Annotated in this window: 19 protein-coding genes and 1 tRNA gene; 5 read left to right on the forward strand and 15 right to left on the reverse strand. The window is 41.1% G+C overall.

Annotation, left to right across the window (positions count from 1 at the left end; all coding sequences use genetic code 11):
• The 6 genes from J2Y37_RS05595 to J2Y37_RS05620 form a co-directional block, all read right to left on the reverse strand.
• Positions 1–1,095 carry a DUF6708 domain-containing protein gene (locus tag J2Y37_RS05595; protein WP_349032161.1) on the reverse strand — a complete coding sequence of 365 codons (1,095 nt, stop codon included), beginning with the start codon at positions 1,093–1,095 and terminating at the stop codon, positions 1–3.
• A 16-nt stretch (positions 1,096–1,111) separates the two neighbouring features.
• On the reverse strand, positions 1,112–3,679 hold the full coding sequence (locus J2Y37_RS05600) for a T6SS effector BTH_I2691 family protein (protein WP_349032162.1): 2,568 nt from the start codon (positions 3,677–3,679) through the stop codon (positions 1,112–1,114).
• Positions 3,680–4,411 (reverse strand): hypothetical protein, encoded by a 732-nt coding sequence (locus J2Y37_RS05605; RefSeq protein ID WP_349032163.1) that lies wholly within the window; start codon positions 4,409–4,411, stop codon positions 3,680–3,682.
• A 3-nt stretch (positions 4,412–4,414) separates the two neighbouring features.
• Positions 4,415–7,024 carry a type VI secretion system Vgr family protein gene (locus J2Y37_RS05610; RefSeq protein ID WP_349032164.1) on the reverse strand — a complete coding sequence of 870 codons (2,610 nt, stop codon included), beginning with the start codon at positions 7,022–7,024 and terminating at the stop codon, positions 4,415–4,417.
• Between the two features lie 90 nt (positions 7,025–7,114).
• Positions 7,115–8,056, reverse strand: a complete 942-nt coding sequence (locus J2Y37_RS05615) for a hypothetical protein (RefSeq protein WP_349032165.1) — start codon at positions 8,054–8,056, stop codon at positions 7,115–7,117.
• Between the two features lie 84 nt (positions 8,057–8,140).
• Positions 8,141–8,872, reverse strand: coding sequence for a Fic family protein (locus tag J2Y37_RS05620; RefSeq protein ID WP_349032166.1), 732 nt, complete (start codon positions 8,870–8,872; stop codon positions 8,141–8,143).
• A gap of 298 nt (positions 8,873–9,170) precedes the next feature.
• Between J2Y37_RS05620 and J2Y37_RS05625 the strand changes: the two genes are divergently transcribed.
• A tRNA-Thr gene (locus J2Y37_RS05625) sits at positions 9,171–9,246 on the forward strand.
• Positions 9,247–9,300: 54 nt separating this feature from the next.
• On the opposite strand, the gene J2Y37_RS05630 is transcribed toward J2Y37_RS05625, so the two are convergent.
• The 3 genes from J2Y37_RS05630 to J2Y37_RS05640 all read right to left on the reverse strand — a co-directional run bounded on the left by J2Y37_RS05630 (position 9,301) and on the right by J2Y37_RS05640 (position 12,740).
• Positions 9,301–10,143, reverse strand: coding sequence for a class I SAM-dependent methyltransferase (locus J2Y37_RS05630; RefSeq protein WP_349032167.1), 843 nt, complete (start codon positions 10,141–10,143; stop codon positions 9,301–9,303).
• Position 10,144: 1 nt separating this feature from the next.
• A complete protein-coding gene (locus J2Y37_RS05635) occupies positions 10,145–11,443 on the reverse strand; it encodes an FAD-dependent oxidoreductase (protein WP_349032168.1) in 1,299 nt (432 codons plus the stop codon).
• A gap of 430 nt (positions 11,444–11,873) precedes the next feature.
• Positions 11,874–12,740, reverse strand: a complete 867-nt coding sequence (locus J2Y37_RS05640) for a pirin family protein (protein WP_349032169.1) — start codon at positions 12,738–12,740, stop codon at positions 11,874–11,876.
• A gap of 289 nt (positions 12,741–13,029) precedes the next feature.
• On the opposite strand from J2Y37_RS05640, the gene ycaC reads away from it, so the two are divergent.
• The gene (ycaC, locus tag J2Y37_RS05645) at positions 13,030–13,656 is read left to right on the forward strand and encodes an isochorismate family cysteine hydrolase YcaC (RefSeq protein WP_004673372.1); all 627 of its coding nucleotides are present in this window, start codon (positions 13,030–13,032) and stop codon (positions 13,654–13,656) included.
• Between the two features lie 71 nt (positions 13,657–13,727).
• Positions 13,728–14,651, forward strand: a complete 924-nt coding sequence (locus tag J2Y37_RS05650) for a LysR substrate-binding domain-containing protein (protein ID WP_005194004.1) — start codon at positions 13,728–13,730, stop codon at positions 14,649–14,651.
• 97 nt (positions 14,652–14,748) lie between these two features.
• On the opposite strand, the gene ssb is transcribed toward J2Y37_RS05650, so the two are convergent.
• From ssb to J2Y37_RS05665, 3 genes are all read right to left on the reverse strand, one after another.
• Positions 14,749–15,315, reverse strand: a complete 567-nt coding sequence (gene ssb, locus J2Y37_RS05655; protein WP_004673380.1) for a single-stranded DNA-binding protein — start codon at positions 15,313–15,315, stop codon at positions 14,749–14,751.
• 51 nt (positions 15,316–15,366) lie between these two features.
• A complete protein-coding gene (locus J2Y37_RS05660; protein ID WP_349032170.1) occupies positions 15,367–16,731 on the reverse strand; it encodes an MFS transporter in 1,365 nt (454 codons plus the stop codon).
• Positions 16,732–16,867: 136 nt separating this feature from the next.
• Entirely contained in the window at positions 16,868–17,950 is a 1,083-nt protein-coding gene (locus tag J2Y37_RS05665) for a DUF475 domain-containing protein (RefSeq protein ID WP_349032171.1), read from the reverse strand.
• Between the two features lie 175 nt (positions 17,951–18,125).
• Here J2Y37_RS05665 and tenA point away from each other — a divergent pair, with 175 nt between their 5' ends.
• Entirely contained in the window at positions 18,126–18,800 is a 675-nt protein-coding gene (tenA, locus tag J2Y37_RS05670; protein ID WP_349032172.1) for a thiaminase II, read from the forward strand.
• A gap of 144 nt (positions 18,801–18,944) precedes the next feature.
• On the opposite strand, the gene J2Y37_RS05675 is transcribed toward tenA, so the two are convergent.
• The 3 genes from J2Y37_RS05675 to J2Y37_RS05685 all read right to left on the reverse strand — a co-directional run bounded on the left by J2Y37_RS05675 (position 18,945) and on the right by J2Y37_RS05685 (position 20,940).
• Positions 18,945–19,298, reverse strand: a complete 354-nt coding sequence (locus J2Y37_RS05675; protein ID WP_005194008.1) for a DUF1304 domain-containing protein — start codon at positions 19,296–19,298, stop codon at positions 18,945–18,947.
• Between the two features lie 70 nt (positions 19,299–19,368).
• Positions 19,369–20,346, reverse strand: coding sequence for a zinc-binding dehydrogenase (locus J2Y37_RS05680; RefSeq protein ID WP_349032173.1), 978 nt, complete (start codon positions 20,344–20,346; stop codon positions 19,369–19,371).
• Between the two features lie 3 nt (positions 20,347–20,349).
• Positions 20,350–20,940, reverse strand: a complete 591-nt coding sequence (locus tag J2Y37_RS05685) for a TetR/AcrR family transcriptional regulator (protein ID WP_005194010.1) — start codon at positions 20,938–20,940, stop codon at positions 20,350–20,352.
• Between the two features lie 379 nt (positions 20,941–21,319).
• Here J2Y37_RS05685 and uvrA point away from each other — a divergent pair, with 379 nt between their 5' ends.
• On the forward strand, positions 21,320–24,151 hold the full coding sequence (gene uvrA / locus J2Y37_RS05690) for an excinuclease ABC subunit UvrA (protein ID WP_349032174.1): 2,832 nt from the start codon (positions 21,320–21,322) through the stop codon (positions 24,149–24,151).
• Positions 24,152–24,161: the final 10 nt, after the last annotated feature.

Raw genomic sequence — 24,161 nt, forward strand, 5'->3', positions numbered from 1 at the left:
TTACCACCAAAAAAATAGAGCTTTTAATAATCCTGAGTTTTCACCTTTAGCCAATGACAATAGATCAATAAAACCAAGGAAAATAACAATAGAAATAAGCAATAGTGCCGTATAGATCACATATTCAAATGGCTTGATAGGTTCACTTTGTAGCTTAGGTTTCGGATGTTGCTCAAAGTCATAAGGATCATTGGTTTCGATTTTGCATTCTTGTTCTACCCAATCTGGAAACTTTGGAATCTTACTGGTTTTGATAGAAAAAGGACGTCCAATAAGAAAAACCAACCACACAGGGAAAAGCCCCCAAAAAAAGAGTCTTCCTTGGGAAGTTCGTGGTTTATCATAAGGAGCATCCGGTAACAGACAAACACGCTCAATACTTTCTTTTAAAGTTTCTTTTCTGTGATGGATCGGAAAAACTTCTGTAACTGCATCATAGCTTGCTTTCGCTGTATCATCTTCCATATAGCGACGAACAAACTCCCAATGTTGTAATAACTCTGAACTATATTGACTAAACCCCGTGTACGGTAAAGCAAAAGTTTCTGTCACCTTTTCCTGATCATCTAATAAAGAAAAGCGAACATCCCAACCACTACGACTATACTGTTGCAAACCAATATGGAAATTCTCCCAATTAGCAACCAATAGTTTTTTATTCGGCTGAATCACATAAACTTTTTTTAGTTTTCTGTTAAAGCGAATGGGATAATGAGTATAGCTAAAACACTCCCTACGAAAAAAATGCCAGCTTCCCCAAAGAATTCCTAAGAAGACAATAAGAAATACTATTCCCATAATTGTATTGCCAGTACTACTACTCGGAGAAGAATCAAAAAAACCAAAATAAATAATTAGATATAAAAAACCAAATGAAATTATCATAGCAGCCATGCTTAAAAGAGTAATAAATCCTCGTTGATAATTCCAACGATCAATTAACTCTAAATAAGTACCATTAATTTGAATTACAGCACGATGTGGAGTGAGTGTTTCACTTTCGGATTGTCTTCTATTTAAGGTTTCCGTTTTATGAGGTTTGAGCTGCTTCCCCACCGTTTCATAATTTCCAAATAAACCTACCCAATCACTCATCTCAAATATCCCAACCTTATGACGATGCCAACGCCGCCAAAGCTTCTTCCTGTTTTTTAAGTTCAATACTTAAAGACCAATTTGCTTTTTTCTTGCCAAAGTAACCTTGTCTGATCCAATCCTGTAGCTCATTACTACTGAAATAATTAATCGCAAACGCAACCGCAATCATAGCGATCACCAAGACAATACCAACACCAGTCGCAATCAAACCACCATAAATGAATAGCCCTGTAGTAATTAACCCAAGTCCCGCAGAAGAAACAGAGAGCCATCCTAAAGAACTATTTCCCTTCTGAAATGCTTTATAAGCATTCACACCATCCCATGCAGCAAATACAAGAGCCGCTGTAGAAAGACCAATAATTTTTGCAATCTTTAAATTTCTTACCAATATTCCACTTTTTTCTTTGGTTGCCTTATCCAGAGCAGTTTTCATAACTGCTTCAAATCGTCGCTCCATGACATCCAACACACTCGCAACACCTGCCACAATACCCGCCACAAACTTAGTCGATGTTTCCAATAACTGTTTTGGCGTCGCTTTCATCATGTCCTGATACATACTGACAATTGCAATGCCCTGTAGGGTTGTTGCAAAAAGCCCTGCACCAAATGACATTTTCTTATTCGTGCTAACCGCCTTACTATAATCTTTAAACCGTAATTGGCTAACGTCTTGCGCACTCCGTATACTTGATGCCATTGCAGGGGCGCGTTGACTATTTGGAGTGTTATAATTGACGCTCTCCAGTTCACTGATATCCACAACCAATGCAAAGGCACTACGGTTACGACTTTTTAAATCTACAACACCAGCAGCCTCAAGCTGTAATAACTGCAATTTAACTGCACGTTTTACGTCATCTGAATTAATTTTCTTACCTGAAGCTTTTAATATTTCCTCGGTTATAAATTTGGCATATTCTAATTTTGTTCCATTCACTTCAACGCGAACAACGGGTTTTTGATAATGCGCCCCAAGTAACAAAGGCACTTTATAAGCAGTTTTCGCCCCATCTACTGCCTCCCTGATCGTCTGTAAAACAGGTGCGTTAATTGCCTTTACAAAGCCCTCAAGTATCGTAGCTCTACCTACAATTGCCAAGTCAATCGACTGTGTTATACCATAGATGAGGCTTGACCATGCATGTTTGGTTGAACCTGACTTGAAATCAAAATCAGCAAGTTTGCTCTGAACCTGATTCAAAGCCGACTGTTGGTTAAAAAGAAGTCCCCGACACAGATAGTTGGTTGCATGTTTAATATCACCTTTTAACAATTGACAATAATAGGTGAAATTTTCAGGTAACATTTGCGTATTACCCACCAAAGCCACGACCGTCGTTGAGTATTCCATGCCCGACTGAATCAGCTTGCTATCAAAGTTTGCGCGCATATAGTAGAAAAGTACATTACTCTTAAACCATGCCAAATGCGCTTTCGCTAACGGTTCAATAAACTTTTTTTGATAATCAATCGCTTTCGTATCAAAGTTTTTTTTCCAGTTTTCGGGTGCTGTTGGACTACTTAACTCTCGCTGATATCTAGCCCATGCGCTCTGCTGACTGCTATTTATCCTTGTGCGTAACCGCTGTAGCTGTTGTGGTGTCAATGGAGGTAGATCTTCTTTTTCATGGTAACCCGCCACTGCGACAGTTGGCACATCGATATAACTTCCTAATGCAGGAACAAATATTTGCTCAGTTGTTTTCTCTGTAATCGTAGAACGTGCTCGGTCAAAATCTAAAGCTGCATTATTTGCGGCATCTAACTCAACTGCCGTTTTTAATTGTTCAACCTCACTATAAATCCTTAGAGGGTGTTGATGCGATTGTTGCCAAATTCGACCGAGCTCATCGATCAGCGCACTAATATCACTCATTAAAGCGACTGGGTCATGGATCGCAACCACCAATCCTTTTCCTGGCGCTAAACGATTTGCTTCTTCGATAATTTTTGGTGCATTGCTTTTTAATTCCAAAAAACCCCGAGTAGACCATGCAAAAGCCCCATCCCCCTGTTGCTTGGTCAAACTATATTCATTGACGCTATTCTGTAACCGCTGTATCGGTAAACTACTGACGGTTTGCCCACCAACTTTTACCTCAGTCATATGCTTACGCATCTCAACTGCGGCAGCAGATGTTCCCCGATGTGCATTCAACACAGCCTGAGTCCATTTATACTCTGAATAGCTAATAAATATTGATCGAGCGACTGCTGGTTTTGAGATAGTAATTAAAGTCGCATTTGCAAACTTCTCACTCTGACGCATACATGCGCCATGTTGATTATTAAATGCATCTATTGCTGATTGAGGTTCACTTACGTTAATTAACGATGCTAAACCACCTGATGTCAAACTATAGGCTTTAATACTATTATCTAAACTATCGTAGATATATAAAAATCCTGCGCGGAGATTCCTAAGTGTGTAGTAACTACTTGACGCAGGTAGTTCAGGATAACCTGCTGGTTTCGCGATCGGCGAACGAATTGCACTTCCTCTACCCACTGAAAAACGGCTGATAAATAAAGGTAACCCTTGTTTCTGACAGCGCTTACAATTAGATGTCGTCACTTATTTTTCTCCCAAAATACTTTTATATTCATGGTGCAATAGTTCTTCAAATGGCAAAGTTGAATTCAATTGCCCCTCTGTAACATCCATATCTGGTGTCATTAATATTCTTAAGTTTTCAGTAATTTGCATCATGTCATCAAAACTAAATTTCTTGGGATATAGCTGATCCGAAAAGTGATTTGGAAAGTTCAAAGTAAAGTATTGCCCAGCTATAGATATCGTCCATTCATCTACATGGTCTTGCCATAATTTAAATTCTTGAATTTGGCTCGTTGCTTCGTTATTGTAAAAATTAAATAATAAATGAAAGTGAATCATCGCTCGAGAATCAAACATACGGAACAAAAATTTCTTATTTTGAACTCTTACTTTCATCATTTTTGCTAGAAATTCTTTCATTTCATAAATATTTTTCTTAGAAACAATATAGTTCTGAAACATGCTCATTTGGTCAAATTGACTAAATGCATCAACATAAGAATACGAACCAATGTCTTCCCATAATTGTGTTTTAAGCTGATTATCCATCCGATTTAGGTCGATCAAAGTAGGTGTCATACTTTCATCTTCGAATAGATTGAATCCGATCAGTTCATACTTCACACCAAGTTGCTTGAGCGTATAGTGTGCATCTGTCCACAGCAAAGGATCAAAGAAGATATAGTTTGCATTTAAAATAATATCTTCTGACGCAGATACTTTCTTTATCAAATAATCTTGAGTTGTCACAATTTAATCCATCGCTATTGCAGGTGAACCTTTAGCAGAAGCCTCTGCTGCCTTAACATCACAACTCAACTGTTTTAATTCGACTATCTGTGTGTTTACTTTCGCCCCACCCATAAACAAATGCTGTCCAGCTTTGCACTCAAATTTTCCACCTGTGGTCGGAAAAATTCCCGAACCATTGAGCTTGAGCTGAGAGCCGCCTGCGGTGATCACTATCTCTTTCGGACTAGTAATATAGATCGCATCTTCAGTCGAAATAATCTGAATATCTTTACGAGCAATTAAATCAGCGCCATCACCTTGTGCTTGTATCTCAAACTTACCTTTTGCTGCAACCTGTTTAATCCCGCCTTGTGCTGCAAATAGACTGATCTTTTGACTGGCTTGGGCAATCAGGTTCTTCTGGGTGGTCAGGTTAATGCTGTCCCCTGCAAATTGGTTCAGTTGTCCATCCGCAGATAGATGAATATCCTCCGATGTACTGAGCCCAATACCATTGGGTGAACTCAGCAATAACATCGCTTGTTCGAAACGAGAGATTTTATCTTGAATCTGCTCTGCAAATGCCTGTAACTGCTCAACCGATTCCAACTCATCCGTCTGTTGATTCTTTGCTACTTCACTTAGGGCTTTGGCATTACTTTGGTTGCCTTCGAGTTGTTGTTTGGCTGTTTGGGCTTCAAGGTGTTCGCCTTCAGCTTGGTCTTGTGCATGGGTGCTGATCAGTAAGCCTTCGCCTGCTCGAATCGCTCCCCATTGGTCTGTGCGTAGTTCAAAGCCTTCGCCTCGGTCTTCGCTTTCTGCTTCTGATTTGGGATGGCTGAGTTTGCCGAGATTGAGTTGACTTGCCGCATGGCTACTTTGTAGTTGGGCGCTGATCTGTCCAGTGGTGTCGTCAAAGCGCAGTTGGTTGTAACCTGAGCCTTGGTATTCTTTGGATTTGATCCCTGCCAGTTTCTTGGTATCTGGCAGTTGTCCTTGGTCATCGAATTTGGTTGGGCTGCGTTGTGCTTCGTGCAGTCGTCCTGTGACATATGGTCGATCGATGTTGCCATCAAAGAAGTTGATGATAACAATTTCACCAATGCGTGGGTGGAATCGTGCTCCGTAACCTTCGCCTGCCCATGGGGTCAGTACATCCACCCATGCTGAGTCCGTATCGTTGTCGTTACTGCCTGCACCGCCATCATGTTGGTGATCCTCATTTCGGGTGAACAGGAAGCGAACTTTAATTCTGCCCCATTCATCGACATGGATTTCTTCGCCTGAGGGTCCAACCACTTTGGCGCGTTGTGGATGGGCTGCTGGGCGGTGTTGTAGGGGTTGGTATTCGGGTACGGTTTTGATGCTGCGACGTTGTAGCGTCAGTTGGTTGGCTTGACGTTCTTCACTATTGTTTGAATACTGCCATTGGCTTTGTTCAACTAATTGGCTGATTTGTTGGTCTAAATCTTTCGGTAAGTTGTTCTGATTAAACCAATCTTTTCTGATGATCAAAAACTCTTGGTCCGATCCGCTGTGTTGGTCAATTTCAGGGTGTTCGTTCAGTTTAAACCAGTAGCCCACTTGTGTATCACGTACAGTAGTGTTGGCAATAAACTGTTTAGCTTGGGCATCGTGGTAGTGACCGAGGTTTTGATTGATCTTTTCAATTTGGTTGTTGCCTGATGCAGTTGCACCATCTTCACCATTTAAGTCTTGCATCCATGCTGGAGAGAAACTCCATGCATCTTCCAAGCCAAGAGAAGCTGTATCATATTGCTCACTATGGCGGTGTTTTGTTTGTACACTGCCTGCCCCATCTTCTTGTTCGAGGGCATCAGCTTGCCAACGTTGGATATGCACGGCTGTGGGTTGTAGACTGCGTTCGGCAATCAGACTGGTCATGCTGTCAAATTGCTCTGTGGCACTGCTGCGGTGATAACGAATCGTTCTTCGATTTAAAGCTTGGTATTGACTATTATCATCGATCAAGCGGAATTTTTGTGCTTGGATTGGACTGTTGCTGTTGGGAACCGTCAGTTGGGCTTCATCGATTAAAGTGCTAATTCCTTCAGAGGCTAGTAATCTTTGAATAAAAGCAATATCAAGTTCATTGGACTGCATCACAAAGGGGCGGACATCGTAATCTTGAGTGAGTCCACTGAGGTCAAGTGTGAGACTAGATGCGAATAATGGACTTTTGGACTGCCATTCCTTGAACAGTATTTGCACGATATCCACAACCGTTTTATTCATAAACACGCGGCTATTACATCGTTTATGCCACAGTGCAGTTGCATCTTGTAGTTTGAGTTTATATAAAGTCAGTGAACCATCACTTTGACCTTGGACGGCTTCAGTGATAATGCCTGTGGTTCTAAATAAAGTTCCTGTGTCTGTAACGGAATCAACAGACACTTGGCAACCAATGAATTGTTTTAATGGAATGGTCGCGTTCGTAGATAAGCATATAAGGTCGGCAGTAATCCCGTCATTCAGACTATGCGTACCTTCAATACGCTGCAAAAACACCTGATTGGCTAAAGCAGGATTCGAAAATTGAATATGAATTGCACGTTTTTGTGCTGTTAAGCCGAGTTGTTCTAATGCAGCATAAATAGTTTTGAACATTGCTTCTTATGAGTTTTTTTAAACGTGAGCGCATTTTACAGGAAAAAGTGTGTTTCTGCTCAGACCGTGCCGTCTATTTGTTGTGACGATTTATGTCTTTTGTTGTTTCAACTTTTTCAGGAGCATCCGTCGATGGCTAATCTGTGATTTGCTAATTTGGTATTTGTGCTTCAACTCCCCCATCTTGAGTATTTCCAAGTCTTCTGCATGTTGTAAGACCCAGTCTTCTATGTTTATTTTAACTGGTCCAATCCTTTCTTTAATATCTAAGCGGCGACGTAGTGCTTTTCGAGCATTATAGATTTCATCATTTGTGGTTTTAAGCTGTTCCGCAATTTGTCGAATGGTCATCGTTGGACTAAGAATTGTGTCACGCTGCTGATAACGCCATCGCCATGTTTCATCCAAATTTTTTAAGTGAATCTCACTCATTGGAGGAACGTTCAACTCACTACATGCCAATTCATGAAATCTTCTTGCAACGTAATCATCTGTTTGCAGAATATTTTTTAATTCTTTGAAGTTTCGACATTTAGATATTTCAACTTTATGTACTTGATATATTTTTTCTATTTCATAGTAGCGTTCAAAAATTCTTTTATGTTTTTGGGTAATACCCAGTTGATTAACAAGATAGTTGGAATAATATTTTACAGCGCCCTTAGAAAGCCCATATTTTTCTTGCAGCATGGAGTAACTATAATTAAGGATCTCATCTTGATGCTGAATGATCCAAGTTCGGTCACGTCGAACCACTTTTTTTTGCAGCTCTAATATTCGTCGCATTCTAGAAATCAATGTACTCGATAGCCCAAGCTCTTGTATCGCTTGGCGATATGTAGCCATTTTTAAATATGCGACAAGTTCTTTCGTCATAATGATAGATTTAGAGCCTGTTCGGGGTGCGCCGTACAACCAGCCTAAATATAAAGAAAAACCCATTGGCATTTTTCTTTCTTCATACACATCCCAAGCCTCTCCCTCCCAATCTTTCAGGGTTTGAATTGGATGAAGAACATGTTTTTTAGCCATAATGATTTATAGAAATTGTGTATGTGGATTAATATGCTTTTTTATCAAAAGAATGTATGTCATCGCAAACTTTACTATACAAAATTAAATTTCCAAAACCATCTGATAAGGCTTAAATCCCTCGAGCACAACCGCAGCGACCAAATTAATGAATGGTGCGGTATTACCATGTGCCATCCATTGATCCAGTGCTTCATAATAAGCTAAACGATTTTCTACAGTGATCACACTCGGTGGATAACCTGCTTTAATCAACTCAAGATTCATCAATAATCGAGATGTACGACCATTCCCATCAACAAAAGGATGAATCCCCACAAAGTCAGCATGAACTTTTGCAGCTCGTTCAACAGGATGTAACTTATGAGCTTCCGTAGTATACCAATCAATAAACTGTGCCATTTTGTCACCCAGCAAAGTATGATCTGGTGGATTTGTTGTAGCACCCGAAATTAATACGTTTTGCTTGCGATATCGACCAGCATTCTCATCATCAATGTTTTTCAAAATCAGTTGATGGATATTCCGAATTTGCCATTCTGAAAATGGCTCTTCTTTTTTTATAATACCTTCGACATACAAAATTGCATCACGATGATTGATCGCTTCAAAATGCTCTCTTAATGCCTTACCACCTACCGTAATCCCTTCTAGAACAACTTTAGTCTCCAATAGAGTTAAAGTATTACCTTCAATCGCATTGGAATGGTAAGTCCAGCGTAAGATCAAATCTTCATGTAGATTTTTGACAATCGCAGGCGAAAGAGGTCGATGCTGATCTAATTTAGCTTTTAAATCATCAATGATCTCAAACATGCTTATCTCTGTACGTACGTAAGTATCAAATGATCATACATTAAAGACTATACCAATAAAATCATACAAGATGATGCTGTATTTTCTATGCTAAAGTAAAAAGTACACTTCAGCGAATGCATGATCAATTTCATTCAACTGGGGGACGATTGGGGGACTAGCTGAAAGACGATATTATTAATGTAAAATTTATCATTAACTTAAGCTAAAACTATGAATCCCTCTCTCCCGCCAAGATTCATTTGTTCATTTTTTCGCTTGTCTTTTTACCCAAATTCGGTAAAATTCACGCCACGTTGCCGGCATAGCTCAGTTGGTAGAGCAACTGACTTGTAATCAGTAGGTCCACAGTTCGAATCCGTGTGCCGGCACCATCAAATTCAAAAAAGGCTTAAACTCATCATCGGGTTTAAGCCTTTTTTTATGCGCTAATTTTTAACAGCGCTGATCTGAATATAACGTACTAAACCATCTTGATAGAGTTTTCGACATAACTTGGCCGTCATGCCTATTTTGAATTGGGCAAGATCAAACAACTTTTTCTCTATCGTGATTGTTTCAATATATTCAGCAAATCCAGCTAAAACAGGCACTGAAAAATCCTGAATAACAATATCACCCAAACCATGCTGTGCTAAGGTCTGTACGAGTTGTTGCTCATTCATCAAATGCTGCCACTGCACATCGGCACTTTTTAGCAGATAACGATATTGTTGTTTTTGTAGATAACGACAATGCTGCCAAGCATCAGACCACATCAAATAATGAAACGCGATTCGACCTTTTGAATTTAAAACTGAGGTGGCTGAATTGAGAAATGAATTCAAATTACTGTGATAGGCTGCATCGATACAAATCACCGCATCAAATGAATTTAAAAAATTCAATTGTTTTAAATTCAAAAAAGATTGGCAATAGCTTTCAACCTGCGGCAAGTTTTTTTGAATTCGTTCTATACATGTTGTTTGTAATTCAACTGCACTAAGTTGTTCCACATCATATTCATTAAGCCAATGCAACAAACTCGCCCCTTGCCCACAACCTAGATCTAAAACACGATCTGATTTTTTGAGTTGGACTGAGATTGCTACTTGATCAGCTAAAGTCTGGCAAGCCTGCGGATAATCATGTTGCTGTAAATCCGACTGTGGGGCTTGCCAATACCCTAAATTACTCCAAGCAAGCGGCGAGTCATCACCAAGGCGTTTTGCATCAATCGCATACTTATGCCCTAGGATTTTCTCGAACAGCGCTTGTTTGTGGTTGGTCATCTTAATAACCGAGTTCAGGCGCGACCGTAACTTTAGGTTTAAGCCCAACAAAGGGAGCTGGAGCACCAATAATCTCAGCAATTTTCATCGCAGAGGTGACCGCTGATTCTAAGATTGGCAAACCATCACATGACCATGAACCACAATAAAAGATTTTACGGTCGATATCTAAATGACGTTGTTGAATCTGCTTATTCAGTGCGACGGTTTCTGAGTCAACCACAGCACGCGTCAGCTTCACCTTGGAAATAATTTTCTTTGGATCAATATCAATCACAGGACACCATGTTTGGAACACTGCATTTTTACCAACTAAACTTGGCTCAATCGCATTGATCCATACCGTAAATTGCTGACGAGTAAACTTACGATCCATCATATAACTTAACACTGCCCAATCTTTACGGCGCTCTGGCATCACGATTGGATCGGTATGAATGACGAGATCACCTTGCTCAAATCTGAACTTTTGTAGCAAGGCAATGTCATCGGCAAATTGAGGTTGCTTCAGGAAATTTTCGATGACAGGGGTTGGCGTTGCAATCACTACACGATCAAAAAGCTGTCTTTCACCTTGCTCATTTTCAACCAAGATTTGTTCGCCTTGTTGTTCTACTTTTTGCACAGGTGAACCACTGTGAATTTCAATCCCTTCAATTAAGCGGCTGACCAAAGCAGGTGTACCGCCCTTCATCCGTAACAAAGCTTCACCTTCAGTGAGTTGGCGAATAAATTCTAATAATGGTTTCGCAGGCCACTCACCAATGGTTTTGGGATGACAAGTGCAGATGGTGTATAAAACAGGCATCACCGTACCATGCCAAAATACTTCCTCAATATGATATTGATTCATAAATTCAGCTAAGGTGATGTCTTGATTGTCTGATTTAAAAAATTGATGCACCGCAGTTTTGAGTTGCAACATGCCTTTAACCAGTCGCCAACCATATTGTTGGATGCCTTTACGGTTATTAATGATCGGAAAATTACCAATGCGGCTACGCGACGTGGTCAACCATGTTTCAGTTCTGTCTTCAAATAACCAACTGCACGCCATAAAAGTACGTACTGGGAATGTTTCAATGCCCAAGTAGCTCGCCAAGCTCAGCGTATTTTTCCAAAGCTTTGGGTTCATCACACGTAAAGGTGCGTCAATGATCCCACCATCAAAATCGATACTATGACTATCCATGCCTCGACCAGCAAGTGCTTCGAATATCGTCACTTTATGTCCTGCATCATGTAGGATTCTGGCTGCAGCAAGCCCTGCCATTCCACTGCCTATAATTGCAATATCCAAAATTATGTCCCATCAGTTGATGATTTTTATTGATTATGACTGATCCTTAACCTAAATACGGTATTAAAAAATACCAGATTCAGCATTAAAGTCAGAGTTTTGTCGAAATGTGGTTAATATCTGTTGTTACACTTTATCACAATTAAAATTTTAACCATAAACACATGAAATTGTTAAATTTATTATATAAAAACAGCAATAATTATACAGATCCGTCTTTATTTATCCATTTTTTGTACTTGAAGGGCTTTGCAAAGGACAAAAATCGCGCTATTCTGATTAAACAATAACGAGAACTAAGTCACATAACAAGCTGAATAATTATAAGTGACATAATATTAAAAAAATCAATAGAGAACCCTTTACACCGAAAGCCCGAGACTCTAATGGAGTTTCGGGCTTTCTTATAGATCACTGATTAATAAATCAATTAACTCGCTATTCCTCCAAATTTACCACGATTAAAATCATTAATCGCTTCCATTATTTCGGCTTGGCTATTCATCACAAATGGGCCATAACCTTCAATGGGCTCATTCAGTGGCTGACCTGTCAAAATCAGGAATTTGCTGTTTTGTTGGGCCTTGATATTAAAATCAATCTCATCACGACTTAAAACCACCAAACTTGGTGCTTCAATCGTTTGAGTTTCATTGAATACCACCTCTCCTGAAAGCAACACAAACAATGCGCTATGCCCTTCCGTCACATAAAAGGTATGTGCTTGACCTTCAACTAAAGTTCCATCCCATACATTAACAGGGCTAAATGTGCTTGCTGCACCTGCCGTATCCTGATATTGACCAGCAATGACGCGTAATTCACTTCCGACATCATCAAGCGCAATACTTTGGATTTGGCTGGCTTCAATGGCTTGGTATTTTGCTGGTGTCATTTTTGAATGCGCTGGCAAATTTACCCAAAGTTGTACCATTTCAAATAAACCACCCTGCCGAGCAAACTCAGGAGAATGAAACTCTTGATGCAAGATCCCTGCACCAGCTGTCATCCATTGCACATCACCCGCTTGAATGGTTCCACCACCACCCGCAGAATCTTTATGTGTCACCTCACCTTGGTAGGCAATAGTGACTGTCTCAAAACCGCGATGTGGATGTGAACCCACACCATGTTGTGCTGTGGTTGGATCAAACCGATATGGCGCAGCATAATCCAAGAGTAAAAATGGACTAATACTTTGTCCTAAACGGTCGTAGGAAAATAAGTTATAGACGGGAAAACCATCGCCGACCCAGTGCATCTGCTTATTTTGATACACACCGAGAATTTTTTTCATTTGGTTTCTCCTGTAAGGTAGAAGTTCTGTTATTAATATAGATTGTACGCTTCAGCGAGGACGGCTTATAGACATAGATTGACAACACATTATTCTATATATGGGACAATCAGATTAATAAAAACCACATGAGTAGCTAGAATCATCAATCATCCTATTTTTGATATTCATAATCTCATTTCTTAGACTTCATTCAACTTATAAATTTAGCTAGCATCATTTTGAGCAATACGAAAAAGAGATCATCTACGCTCTTATTCATTTTACAAAAACATGAGGAATACCACTAATGAGTCAAGACTATATTCGCCTAGACAAAGACAATGCGGCTGTACTACTGGTCGATCATCAAACAGGTTTACTGTCTCTAGTTCGTGATATTGATCCGGATAAATTTAAGAATAATGTATTGGCACTGGCAAATGCCGCGAAATATTTTAATTTACCTACCATTTTAACTACAAGCTTTGAAAATGGTCCAAATGGTCCGTTGGTTCCAGAACTCAAAGAAATATTCCCAGACGCACCTTACATCGCTCGTCCAGGTCAAATTAATGCATGGGACAATGAAGACTTTGTAAAAGCCGTCAAAGCGACAGGTAAAAAGCAATTGATTATTGCAGGTGTCGTCACCGAAGTATGTGTCGCTTTTCCTACGCTTTCAGCACTTGCAGAAGAATTTGATGTGTTTGTGATTACTGATGCATCTGGGACGTTTAATGCCTTAACCCGCGACGCTGCTTGGGATCGTATGTCTAGCGCAGGCGCACAAATGATGACTTGGTTTGGCATGGCGTGTGAATTGCATCGTGACTGGCGTAATGATATCGAAGGTCTAGGTGCGTTGTTCTCAAATCATATCCCTGACTATCGCAACCTGATCAACAGTTACAATCAAAACACCTCACAAAAATAAAATGTTCAATAAAGATTAGAATAGTCAATGCTATTCTAATCTTTAACCTTTATAGGATTTCATTTGCCGTGATGAACTCATTTGATGACTTTTACTATTTCTATCTCGTGGTAAAACATGGCGGCTTTAGTGCAGCCAGTGAAGCGGAAAATATTAGCAAATCCAAACTGAGTCGACGTATTATTGATCTAGAAAATAAGTTCAATGTCAGTCTGATTCAAAGAACTACACGGCATTTTAAAGTCACCGAACTCGGACAAGAGTTTTATGAAGAGTGTTGCAAGGTGATTGCTCAAGTTGAATGTGCTGAAAATGTATTACTCAAGCAAAAAAGTGAACCTCAAGGTTTGGTCAAAATTAGCTGTCCGCCTTTAATGATGCATTTTCAAGTACGCAAGTTATTGAATCAATTTTTAAAAAACCATCCCAAAGTTGAAATCTCCTTAGAACTCACCAGCCGCCGTGTCGACGTATTACATGATGATATCGATATCGCGATCCGAACCAATTTTGAACCCACTGAAGATTCAAGCCTAATTGTTCGTGATGTGATCCGAACTGAGCATTGTCTGGTTGCTGCACCCGAATTATTACAAGGCAAACAGATCCAACATTATTCAGAGTTACAAGATTATCCGAGTGTGGCTTTGGGCATTCAGAAAAATCAATATGTTTGGCACTTATGCAGCGTGAATCGTGATGAAACGGTTGATGTACCTTACTCACCCCGAGTAAAAAGCAATGATTTAGCTGGCGTATATTATGCGGTAAGTGATGGCATCGGCATTGCAGATCTACCTTATTTAACCGTACAAGCCGATATTGAGAAGGGTAAACTGATTCATATTCTCCCTGAATGGAAATCCAATAGAGGAACGGTTCAGTTGGTATATGCCTCTCGAAAAGGACAACGCTTGGTGGTTGAAAAGCTTATCGACACGTTAATCGATGGACTTCGTCAACTGGCAGAAACAGACAGCGGTTATAGCCTATAGTTTAAAAAATAGGAAATTATTGCTTCTACGCCATAACTAAAACATAAAAGGCATAAAACTCAGTTTTATGCCTTTTTAATATTTCTAAGCTTGCGATTTAGAACGGTAAATCATCATCTAAATCAGCAGGTGCTGTCGCAGCAGGTTGTGGTGCAGATTTTGGTGTATTAAAACCATTACCCGCTTGTGGATTGCCCGCATAATTGCCTTGACCCTGACCACCTTGGTTATTGTTGTTATAACCTGTATTTTGGTAACCACCGCCTTGATTATTATTGTTATTAAAACGTGGTTGGTTGAAATCGCCACCGCTCTGTTCACTACTTTGCTGACGTGAGTCCAACATTTGCATTTGATCGCCACGAATTTCTGTGGTGTAACGCTCTTGACCATTTTGGTCTGTCCATTGGCGGGTACGCAATGAACCTTCGATGTACACTTTTGAGCCTTTGCGCAAATATTGCTGCGCGATTTCACCTAAACGGTTATGCAATACAATACGATGCCACTCAGTCTGTTCTTTACGTTCGCCCGTACTTTTATCTGTCCACGATTCACTGGTTGCAATCGAAAACTGTGTGAGCGAGCCACCATTTGGAAAAGTTTTTGTTTCAGGATCTTTACCCAAAGTACCGACTAAAATTACTTTATTCACACCACGCATTAGCTGTCATCATCCTATGTATTTCTGTGTTTTACTTTATAAGAGTTATGCTTAAATGGCTAGCTCTTTCCCCAACAGCTGCGTTAAATCATGTCGCGCGGCAGCATCTAAGCACTGTTTATCGACTTTAATATAAGCAACTTGCTGATCAGGCATCACCACAACTTCTTCAATACCACGAATTGCCAATAGTTTAGAAGTCCACTCATCCAATTGTTTAATTTCAGGTAATGTAAACACCACTGAAGACAAATAACGCGGCTGAGCTAGACGAAAACTAATCAACAACCACAGTATAGCAATGACTGTCAGCACACTCCAACCCAGTGCAGTATTCTGTAACATGATCAATTGACCGCCCAGCATACCACCACAGAATGCACCTAAAAATTGGGCACTGGCATTCACCCCCATCGCAGTCGCTTTAGATTGCAGCGGTGCCGATTTAGACAACCACGATGGCAATAGCGCTTCCATCACATTAAAGGCAATAAAGAAAATACCCAAACCTGCCAATAGCAGATATTTTGATTCATAACCAAAAATCAAAATAAAGAGTCCGAGAATAATCCCTGCGATTGCAGACAAGAAAATGCCGCGCATTTTGCGATATTTTTCAGCAATGATAATGCTTGGAAAAGCAAAAAACAGACTAATCAGCAAGAGCGGCAAATACACCCAACCATGCTGTGCCAAAGGAATTTGAGCATATTCGATTAACTGCGACGGCACATACAAAAACATCGCGGTGAGAAGTAAATGTAAAGAAAAAACAGAAACATGCAGTCGATTCAAATCAGCCATCTGAATGACTTGTTTAAGTTGTGGCAAATAACCTTGTTGAAAGTTGCGATGATGACGAGTGACTTTGGGAACCAACGACAACATCACGATCGCAATCAGGCCCATCAGTGTGGTAACCCAAAATAGCCCTGAGATTCCCACGAGATGAGTCAACCAAGGACCTAGGCTAAAGGCGACCACAAATGACAGACCGATACTCATGCCCATAATCGCCATGGCTTTAGTGCGTTGCTCTTCACGCGTCACATCTGCCAGCAAAGCCATGACCACCGCAGAAACCGCGCCAGCACCTGCAATCGCACGTCCAATAATCACCCCATAAATAGTTTCTGACATGGCCGCAATCGCACCACCGAGTGCAAATAACAATAAGCCAAGAATGACCAAGGGCTTACGATTAAACCGATCAGCCAGCAAACTAAATGGAATCTGTAACAGTGCTTGGGTCAGTCCATACACGCCGACCGCCAAACCGATCAATGCTGGTGTTGCATATTGATATGATTGTCCTGCAACCGCAAACACAGGAATAATCATGAACAAGCCCAACATGCGTAAGGCAAAAATGCTACTTAAGGCAAAGGTTGAACGGCGTTCTAAAGCATTCATCATTTCAAGACACTAAAACTGGCTCAGCGGATTATAAGCCATCCGCTAACAAAGCGTTAAATAAAAACACAACCTAAAAATTAAAAAGGGACGTTTCCGCCCCTTCATATCATTCTAATTCAGTAAACTGAATTCAAGCTTAAGACAATTGTTGCTGTCGCTTGTTATATTGAATAGAAGCGATCACCGCCCAAACAATAAATGCCACACCAATCAAACCTGTCACCACTTCTGGTACATGCACACCCGTACCACTGGTAATCATAATAAATGCCAAAGCACCAATCGCATAGTGCGCGCCATGTTCTAGGAAAATATAAGCCTCTAAGGTCCCTTTCTCGACCAAATAAATCGTCATCGAACGTACGAAGATCGCACCAATCGCCAGCCCCAGCATGATGATCACTACATCACTGGTAATCGCAAACGCACCAATGACACCATCGAAACTGAAAGATGCATCGAGCACTTCTAAATACAAGAAACCACCAATCCCTGCTTTTACCACACCTTTCGAGGCACCATCAGCACCTTGGGTTACAGCATTTCCATTGTCATCCACTTCAGGTTCTCCACCCAGTAAATGACTTAAGACTTTCACGCCAATGTAAACCACAATGCCCCAAATACCCGCCATGGTCACAACCAAACGCTTCGCTTCATCGACATGCGCAGCCATGATTAACATCGCCACCAATGCGATAAACACGGACATCGCAGGGACACTGGCCAAATGCGCGAGTTTAGATTCAATCCAACGGAACCAATGAGTTTCTTTTTCATCATCAAAGAAAAAGTTTAAAAACACCATTAACAAGAATGTGCCACCAAAGGCAGCAATCTCAGGATGATGTTCCATGAGGCGTGCGGAGTATGCCATTGGATCATTCAGTGCCAATTTCACCACTTCCATCATGCCCATATCTGCGGTTACAGCCACGATCAAGATTGGGAAGATCAAGCGCATGCCAAATACAGCAACTAAAATACCGACGGTTAAGAACAGCATCTTCCAGAAGTGATTCCAGTTGCGTAACACCGAGGCATTCACCACGGCATTATCAAACGAGAGCGAAACTTCCATAATTGCTAAAATAACAGTAATGGTTAAGGCTTTGAGCATGGTTGACACACCCGCCTCAGGGCCATGCGTATAGCCCCAATAAGCGGACAGTGCCAAGCACACAATCGTAAAGAATATTGAAAAACGGAAATGCTTCATGAGCAGCCTTTTATTCGAAATTGTTGGGTCATAAAAATGTGTCTATTGTAGGCGAGTTTTTGCCGAAAGATAGTGCAGATTGTTGGACTTATTTTGAGATCACACGCGATCAAAACGGAGTTCTGTTATAGTTTTAACAAGATGCATTTTTATCATTTTTTAACAGGTTCAATTGATGACTTTTTCCCAGACACTTTGGCAACGCAACCATGATTTATATCAACAAATTTTAGCCTTGCCCTTTAACCAAGAACTTGCTGCGGGAACCTTGGATCGTACGGTTTTTTGTCATTATGTGATTCAAGATGCACATTATTTATTGGCTTATGGTCGTGCGCTTGCGGTTGCGGCAGCAAAAGCATTCGATGCCGATGATGTGATTCAGTTTTCTGAGGCTGCCAAAATTGCGATTATTGTGGAGCGCAGTTTGCACAATGATTTTATGCAGGAATTTGACGTCACTAAAACCGAGTTTGAAAACACGCCGTTGACATTGGCTTGCCATCATTACACCTCTTTCCTGACAGCGACGGCTTGGTCAGAAAGCTATCCCGTGATTTTGGCAGCGCTACTGCCTTGTTTCTGGATTTATGCAGAAGTGGGGAAAGACATCGTGAACCAATCGGTTGCGAATAACCCGTACCAAGCTTGGATTGATACATATGCAGGTGAAGAATTTAATACAGCGGTACGCAATGTGATCGCGACCGTGGATAAAGTAGCGGCGCGCTGTGATGAAGATACTTTAGCGAAAATGCACGCGGCTTATACCATGGGTGCAAAACTGGAGTGGTTGTTTTGGGACAGTGCTTATCAACAACGTCAATGGTTCGGTTTAGACAACATTTAACCGATTAAAATCATTTATATCGTTGTAAAAAAGCCCCAATTAAGGGGCTTAGTCGTATATCGTATCGTCCGATATACTGTATGAGGCTCATCTCAAACTGATTGCATTAAAACACAAACGAGATCGAGTGAATACCTTTATCCATTAAAAAAAGTTAACCGCAATTAAAGCAATCAATGCCGGCACAGCTTGAATATAAATAATCTTTTTACTGGCGGTCAGCCCACCATAAATACCAGCCACCAACACACAGCCTAAAAAGAAATTCGCTAAAGGCAATGCGTAGCTTTCAGGTGCACACAACGACCACAATAAACCTGCGGCAAGAAAACCATTATAAAGACCCTGATTTTGTGCCAAGACCTTGGTCAGTTGAGCCTTTTCTAAACTATTACCAAATGCTTTTAAACCCGCGGGTTTATCCCACAAAAACATTTCAAGCACTAAAATATAAACATGCAATAAAGCAATCAATCCTACGAGCAGTTGTCCGATCATACTTTTTTCCTTTTTATTGTGTCTGAACTTAAACAGACCAACCGCGCGGCTGATCTGCTATTTTTTCCAATTATGGTTTTAACAATACTTTACCCTGACGAGCGCCCTGAGTCGCCTTCAGTGCAGCCGTTTTAATGTCATCAAAACTAAAAACACCCTCAACAGGTAAAGTCAGTTTCTTTTGTGTCGCAAGCGTTAACAGCTCAACAAACAACGCTTTTTTACGTTCTGCTGGCATTTCTTTATTGACCACACTTGCCCAAAAACCTTTCACCGTCGCTTGTTTGAATATCAAATCACCCGATGAAATCTGCATGGTTTCGCCCGTCATACTGCCAAATGAAACCAATAGACTATTTTCACTTAGCAAATTCAGCATCTCACCACTGGCCGTTCCACCGATTGAATCTACCCCAGCAATCAGAGCTTGATCCGCATGAATGGCTTTGACTTGTTGCTTCCAATCCTCCTGATCAGTTGCAACCACATGTTGGATACCTAAAGCCTGCATCTCAGCAATTGCATCAGTACGGCGTACTAGGTTAATGACTTGTAAACCACGTGCCCGTGCAATCATGGCAACTGTTTTACCGACTGCGCCATTGGCTGTATTTTGAATCAACCATTGTCCTGCTTGAACATTCACGAAATCTAATAACATCAAGGCACTAATCGGCATCCCGATCAATTGTGCTGCTGTTTCATCATCAATCGCATCGTTTAAAGCAATGATACTGTGTGCAGGGGCAATAAAATAGTCAGCCCAACTCCCATGGACACCAGCGACTGCTACACGTTGACCGAGTTTACTTTGATCAACGCCTTCACCGACTGCATCGACAATACCCACCGCTTCGCTCCCGCCAATAGCAGGTAAGGTCGGCTTATAGCCATAACTACCACGCACGGTCCAAACATCATGATTATGCATCGGAGACATGATAGTCTTGATACGTACTTCACCCGCTTTGGGTTCAGGTTGAGGCATATCACCTAACGCTAAAACGTCTACGGGTTCGCCAAATTGATGATGGATAATACTTTGCATAATTTATTCCTGTATCGGTTGTAACAGCTGTTGCGTGGTTTCTAAGGCCAAATGTAATGGTGCTTTGTCCTGTGCCAATTTGGTCATCAATGCAGCACCTAACCATAGTTGGTACATCACTTGAGCTGTTTTAAATGGGTCAAGATGTGTCGGAATCGAACCTTGCTGTTGCCCTTCTTGCAGCAATAAAGCCAGCTGTTGCGTCAGCCGATGCACACCTAAGTTCAAAATCTGTCGCATGTCTTCTGATAGATCAGAAACCTCTGCCGCGAGTTTCACAATCAAACAATTCTCTGCCCAACTGCCATAAATAGGATCGTCAATCCACGCCTGCCACAAAGCCATCAACCGTGCATAAGCACTTGATTCGCTCTGCTGCCAAAGTTGTTCCATTCGTACTTTATAGTCAGCCATATATTGTTCTAACAAAGCACAACCAAAGGCTTCCTTTGAAGCAAAATAATGGTAGAACGAACCTTTCGGCACATCACAGGCTTTTAAAATTTCTTGTAAGCCAACGCCGACAAAACCTTTACGTAATACCAATTCAAAACTGGTATCTAAAATGTGTTGTCGAGTTGCTTCACTCTTCATTGATCGTTTCATGTCCATACTATAAATTAATATTAGACCAGTCATCTAGTAAAGTTATGTATTTTTCTTCGCCTACACCTTAGCTGTAGATATCTGTGGCAATGAATGATAAAAATACAACTCGGTTAGCGTGAGACAGTGGTTATAAATGTGGTCTAACCGTCACAATTTGTCGTTTTAAATATTTTTATACCACTTGAACAATTTTAAGGCGCTATCATATAAGACCTGTTCAACAGTAAGATGCTGCTCAGAAATTATTTTAAATTTAGATGTACTGAATCTTCCAGCATTGCATTTAAATAGAATAATTGATGATGCATGGCATCAATGTTCAACGTCGTTTGATTTTCTATTTGCATATTATTGAGATGTTTTAATGAGCCAAAGTCATATTCGTATTCGAGGTGCACGTACCCATAATTTAAAGAATGTGTCACTCGATATTCCACGTGACAAGTTTGTGGTGATCACAGGGCTTTCAGGTTCAGGGAAATCATCGCTCGCATTTGATACATTATATGCTGAAGGCCAACGTCGCTATGTTGAATCGCTTTCAGCCTATGCACGCCAATTCCTTTCGCAAATGGAAAAACCTGAGGTTGATTCCATTGAAGGTTTATCGCCTGCAATTGCGATTGAGCAAAAATCCACAAGCCACAATCCTCGCTCAACTGTCGGCACGATTACTGAAATCTATGACTATTTGCGTTTGCTGTACGCACGTGTAGGCACACCGTATTGTCCTGAACATGACCTCCCGATGGTGGCACAAACCGTTTCAGAAATGGTCGATGCGGTCAAAGCGCTAGAAGAAGGCACCGCACTGATGTTGCTTGCGCCTGTGGTACGTGAACGTAAAGGTGAATACACTCAACTGTTTGAACAATTACAAGGTCAAGGTTTTGTACGTGCACGTGTCGACGGCGAAATTATTGATATTGATAGCCCACCTGAACTGGATAAAAAGAAAAAACATACTATTGAAGTGGTGGTGGATCGTTTTAAAGTCCGTGATGACTTAGGCAATCGTATCGCCGAATCATTTGAAACGGCGTTGCGCTTAGGCAGTGACATTGCCGTTTTATCGTGGATGAATGGAGAACACCCTGAACGTGTTTTTTCAGCCAAACATTCATGCCCTAAATGCGATCGTGCTGTGGCAGAACTTGAACCACGTTTATTCTCATTTAACAATCCATTTGGTGCCTGCCCTGTCTGTGATGGCTTAGGCACACGTAGTCATTTCAGCGCAGATAAACTGATTCCAAATCCTGAACTCGCGATTAGCCAAGGGGCGATCCGAGGTTGGGATAGACAGCGTCCGTATTACTACACCATGTTGCAAAAAGTCGCAGATCATTTTGGCATTGGCTTAGATGAACCGTGGAATACGCTGGATAAAGATACACAAAAGAAATTCTTACAAGGCACAGGCAAAGAGAAAATCGACCTCAGTTATATCGATGAGCGTGGTCGTAAACACAACCGTGTTCAAGCCTTTGAAGGAGTTTTGCCGCATTTAGAGCGTCGTTATCGTGAAACTGAATCGAATTATGTGCGTGATGATTTGGCACAATATTTATCCAATGCAGCCTGTGATGCTTGTGATGGTTCTCGTCTCAATGAAATCTCTCGTCACGTGCGTGTCAAAGATAAAACCATTGCCCAAATCACCCAAATGTCAATTGGAGATGCCGAGAATTATTATCAAGACCTCAGTCTTGAAGGTGCTAAAGGTGAAATCGCCGATAAGATCTTTAAAGAGATTCGTGAGCGTTTACATTTCTTGGTCAGTGTTGGTTTGAATTATTTGAGTTTGGCACGTTCAGCAGAAACCCTCTCGGGTGGTGAAGCACAACGTATTCGTCTCGCTTCGCAAATTGGTGCAGGCTTGATGGGCGTCATGTATGTGTTAGATGAACCATCGATTGGTCTACATCAGCGCGATAATGATCGCTTGTTACAAACTCTCGTTCGCTTACGTGACTTGGGCAATACCGTGCTAGTAGTTGAACATGATGAAGATGCCATTCGTGCTGCCGACCATATTATTGATATTGGACCAGGTGCGGGAATACATGGCGGCGTCATTATCGGTGAAGGCAGCTATGATGAAATTGCCAACAATAAAGACTCGCTTACAGGTCAGTATCTTTCAGGCAAACTGAAAATCGAGATACCTAAGCAACGTACCCTGTCACCACGCCCAGACGAATTTATCAAACTCTCTGGGGCAAGTGGTCATAACTTACAAAATGTCGATCTCACCATTCCATTGGGCATCATGACCTGTGTCACTGGCGTTTCAGGTTCAGGTAAATCGACCTTAATTAACCGTACCTTATTGCCGTTGGCTGCAACTCAGCTGAATGGCGCAACCACACTGACTGCCGAAAAATTTGATTCGATTGATGGTTTACAGCATCTCGATAAAGTAGTGGATATTGATCAAAGCCCGATTGGACGTACCCCACGTTCGAACCCTGCAACATATACAGGTTTATTCACTCCAATTCGTGAATTATTTGCACAAACGCCTGAAGCCAAAGCACGTGGTTATAGTGCAGGTCGTTTCTCGTTTAACGTCAAAGGTGGACGCTGTGAGGCCTGTGAGGGCGATGGCATGATCAAGGTGGCGATGCATTTCTTACCTGATATGTATGTACCGTGTGATGCTTGTCATGGCAAACGTTATAACCGTGAGACTTTAGAAGTCGGTTATAAAGGCAAGAACATTTCTGATGTTTTGGAAATGACGGTTGAAGATGCAGCAGAATTCTTTAGTGCGATTCCTGTGATTCACCGTCGCTTAGATACCTTAATGCAAGTTGGTCTGGGTTATATCCGTTTAGGTCAAGCTGCAACCACGCTTTCAGGTGGTGAAGCACAACGGGTTAAACTGGCGCGTGAGTTGGCAAAACGAGATACAGGTAAAACTTTATATATCTTGGATGAACCAACTACAGGTTTGCATTTCCATGATATCGCCAAGCTACTCGACATCTTGTATGAGCTACGCAACAAGGGAAATACCATTGTGGTGATTGAGCATAATTTGGATGTGATCAAAACTGCCGACTGGGTGATTGATTTAGGGCCTGAAGGTGGTTCTGGTGGTGGTCAAATCATCGCTGAAGGCACACCTGAACAAGTGGCTGAGGTTGAAATGTCACATACAGGTAAGTTCTTAAAAACGATGTTGAAGTAATTACTAGAGG

The sequence above is a fragment of the Acinetobacter sp. 3657 genome (assembly GCF_031456775.1).
Lineage (GTDB): Bacteria > Pseudomonadota > Gammaproteobacteria > Pseudomonadales > Moraxellaceae > Acinetobacter.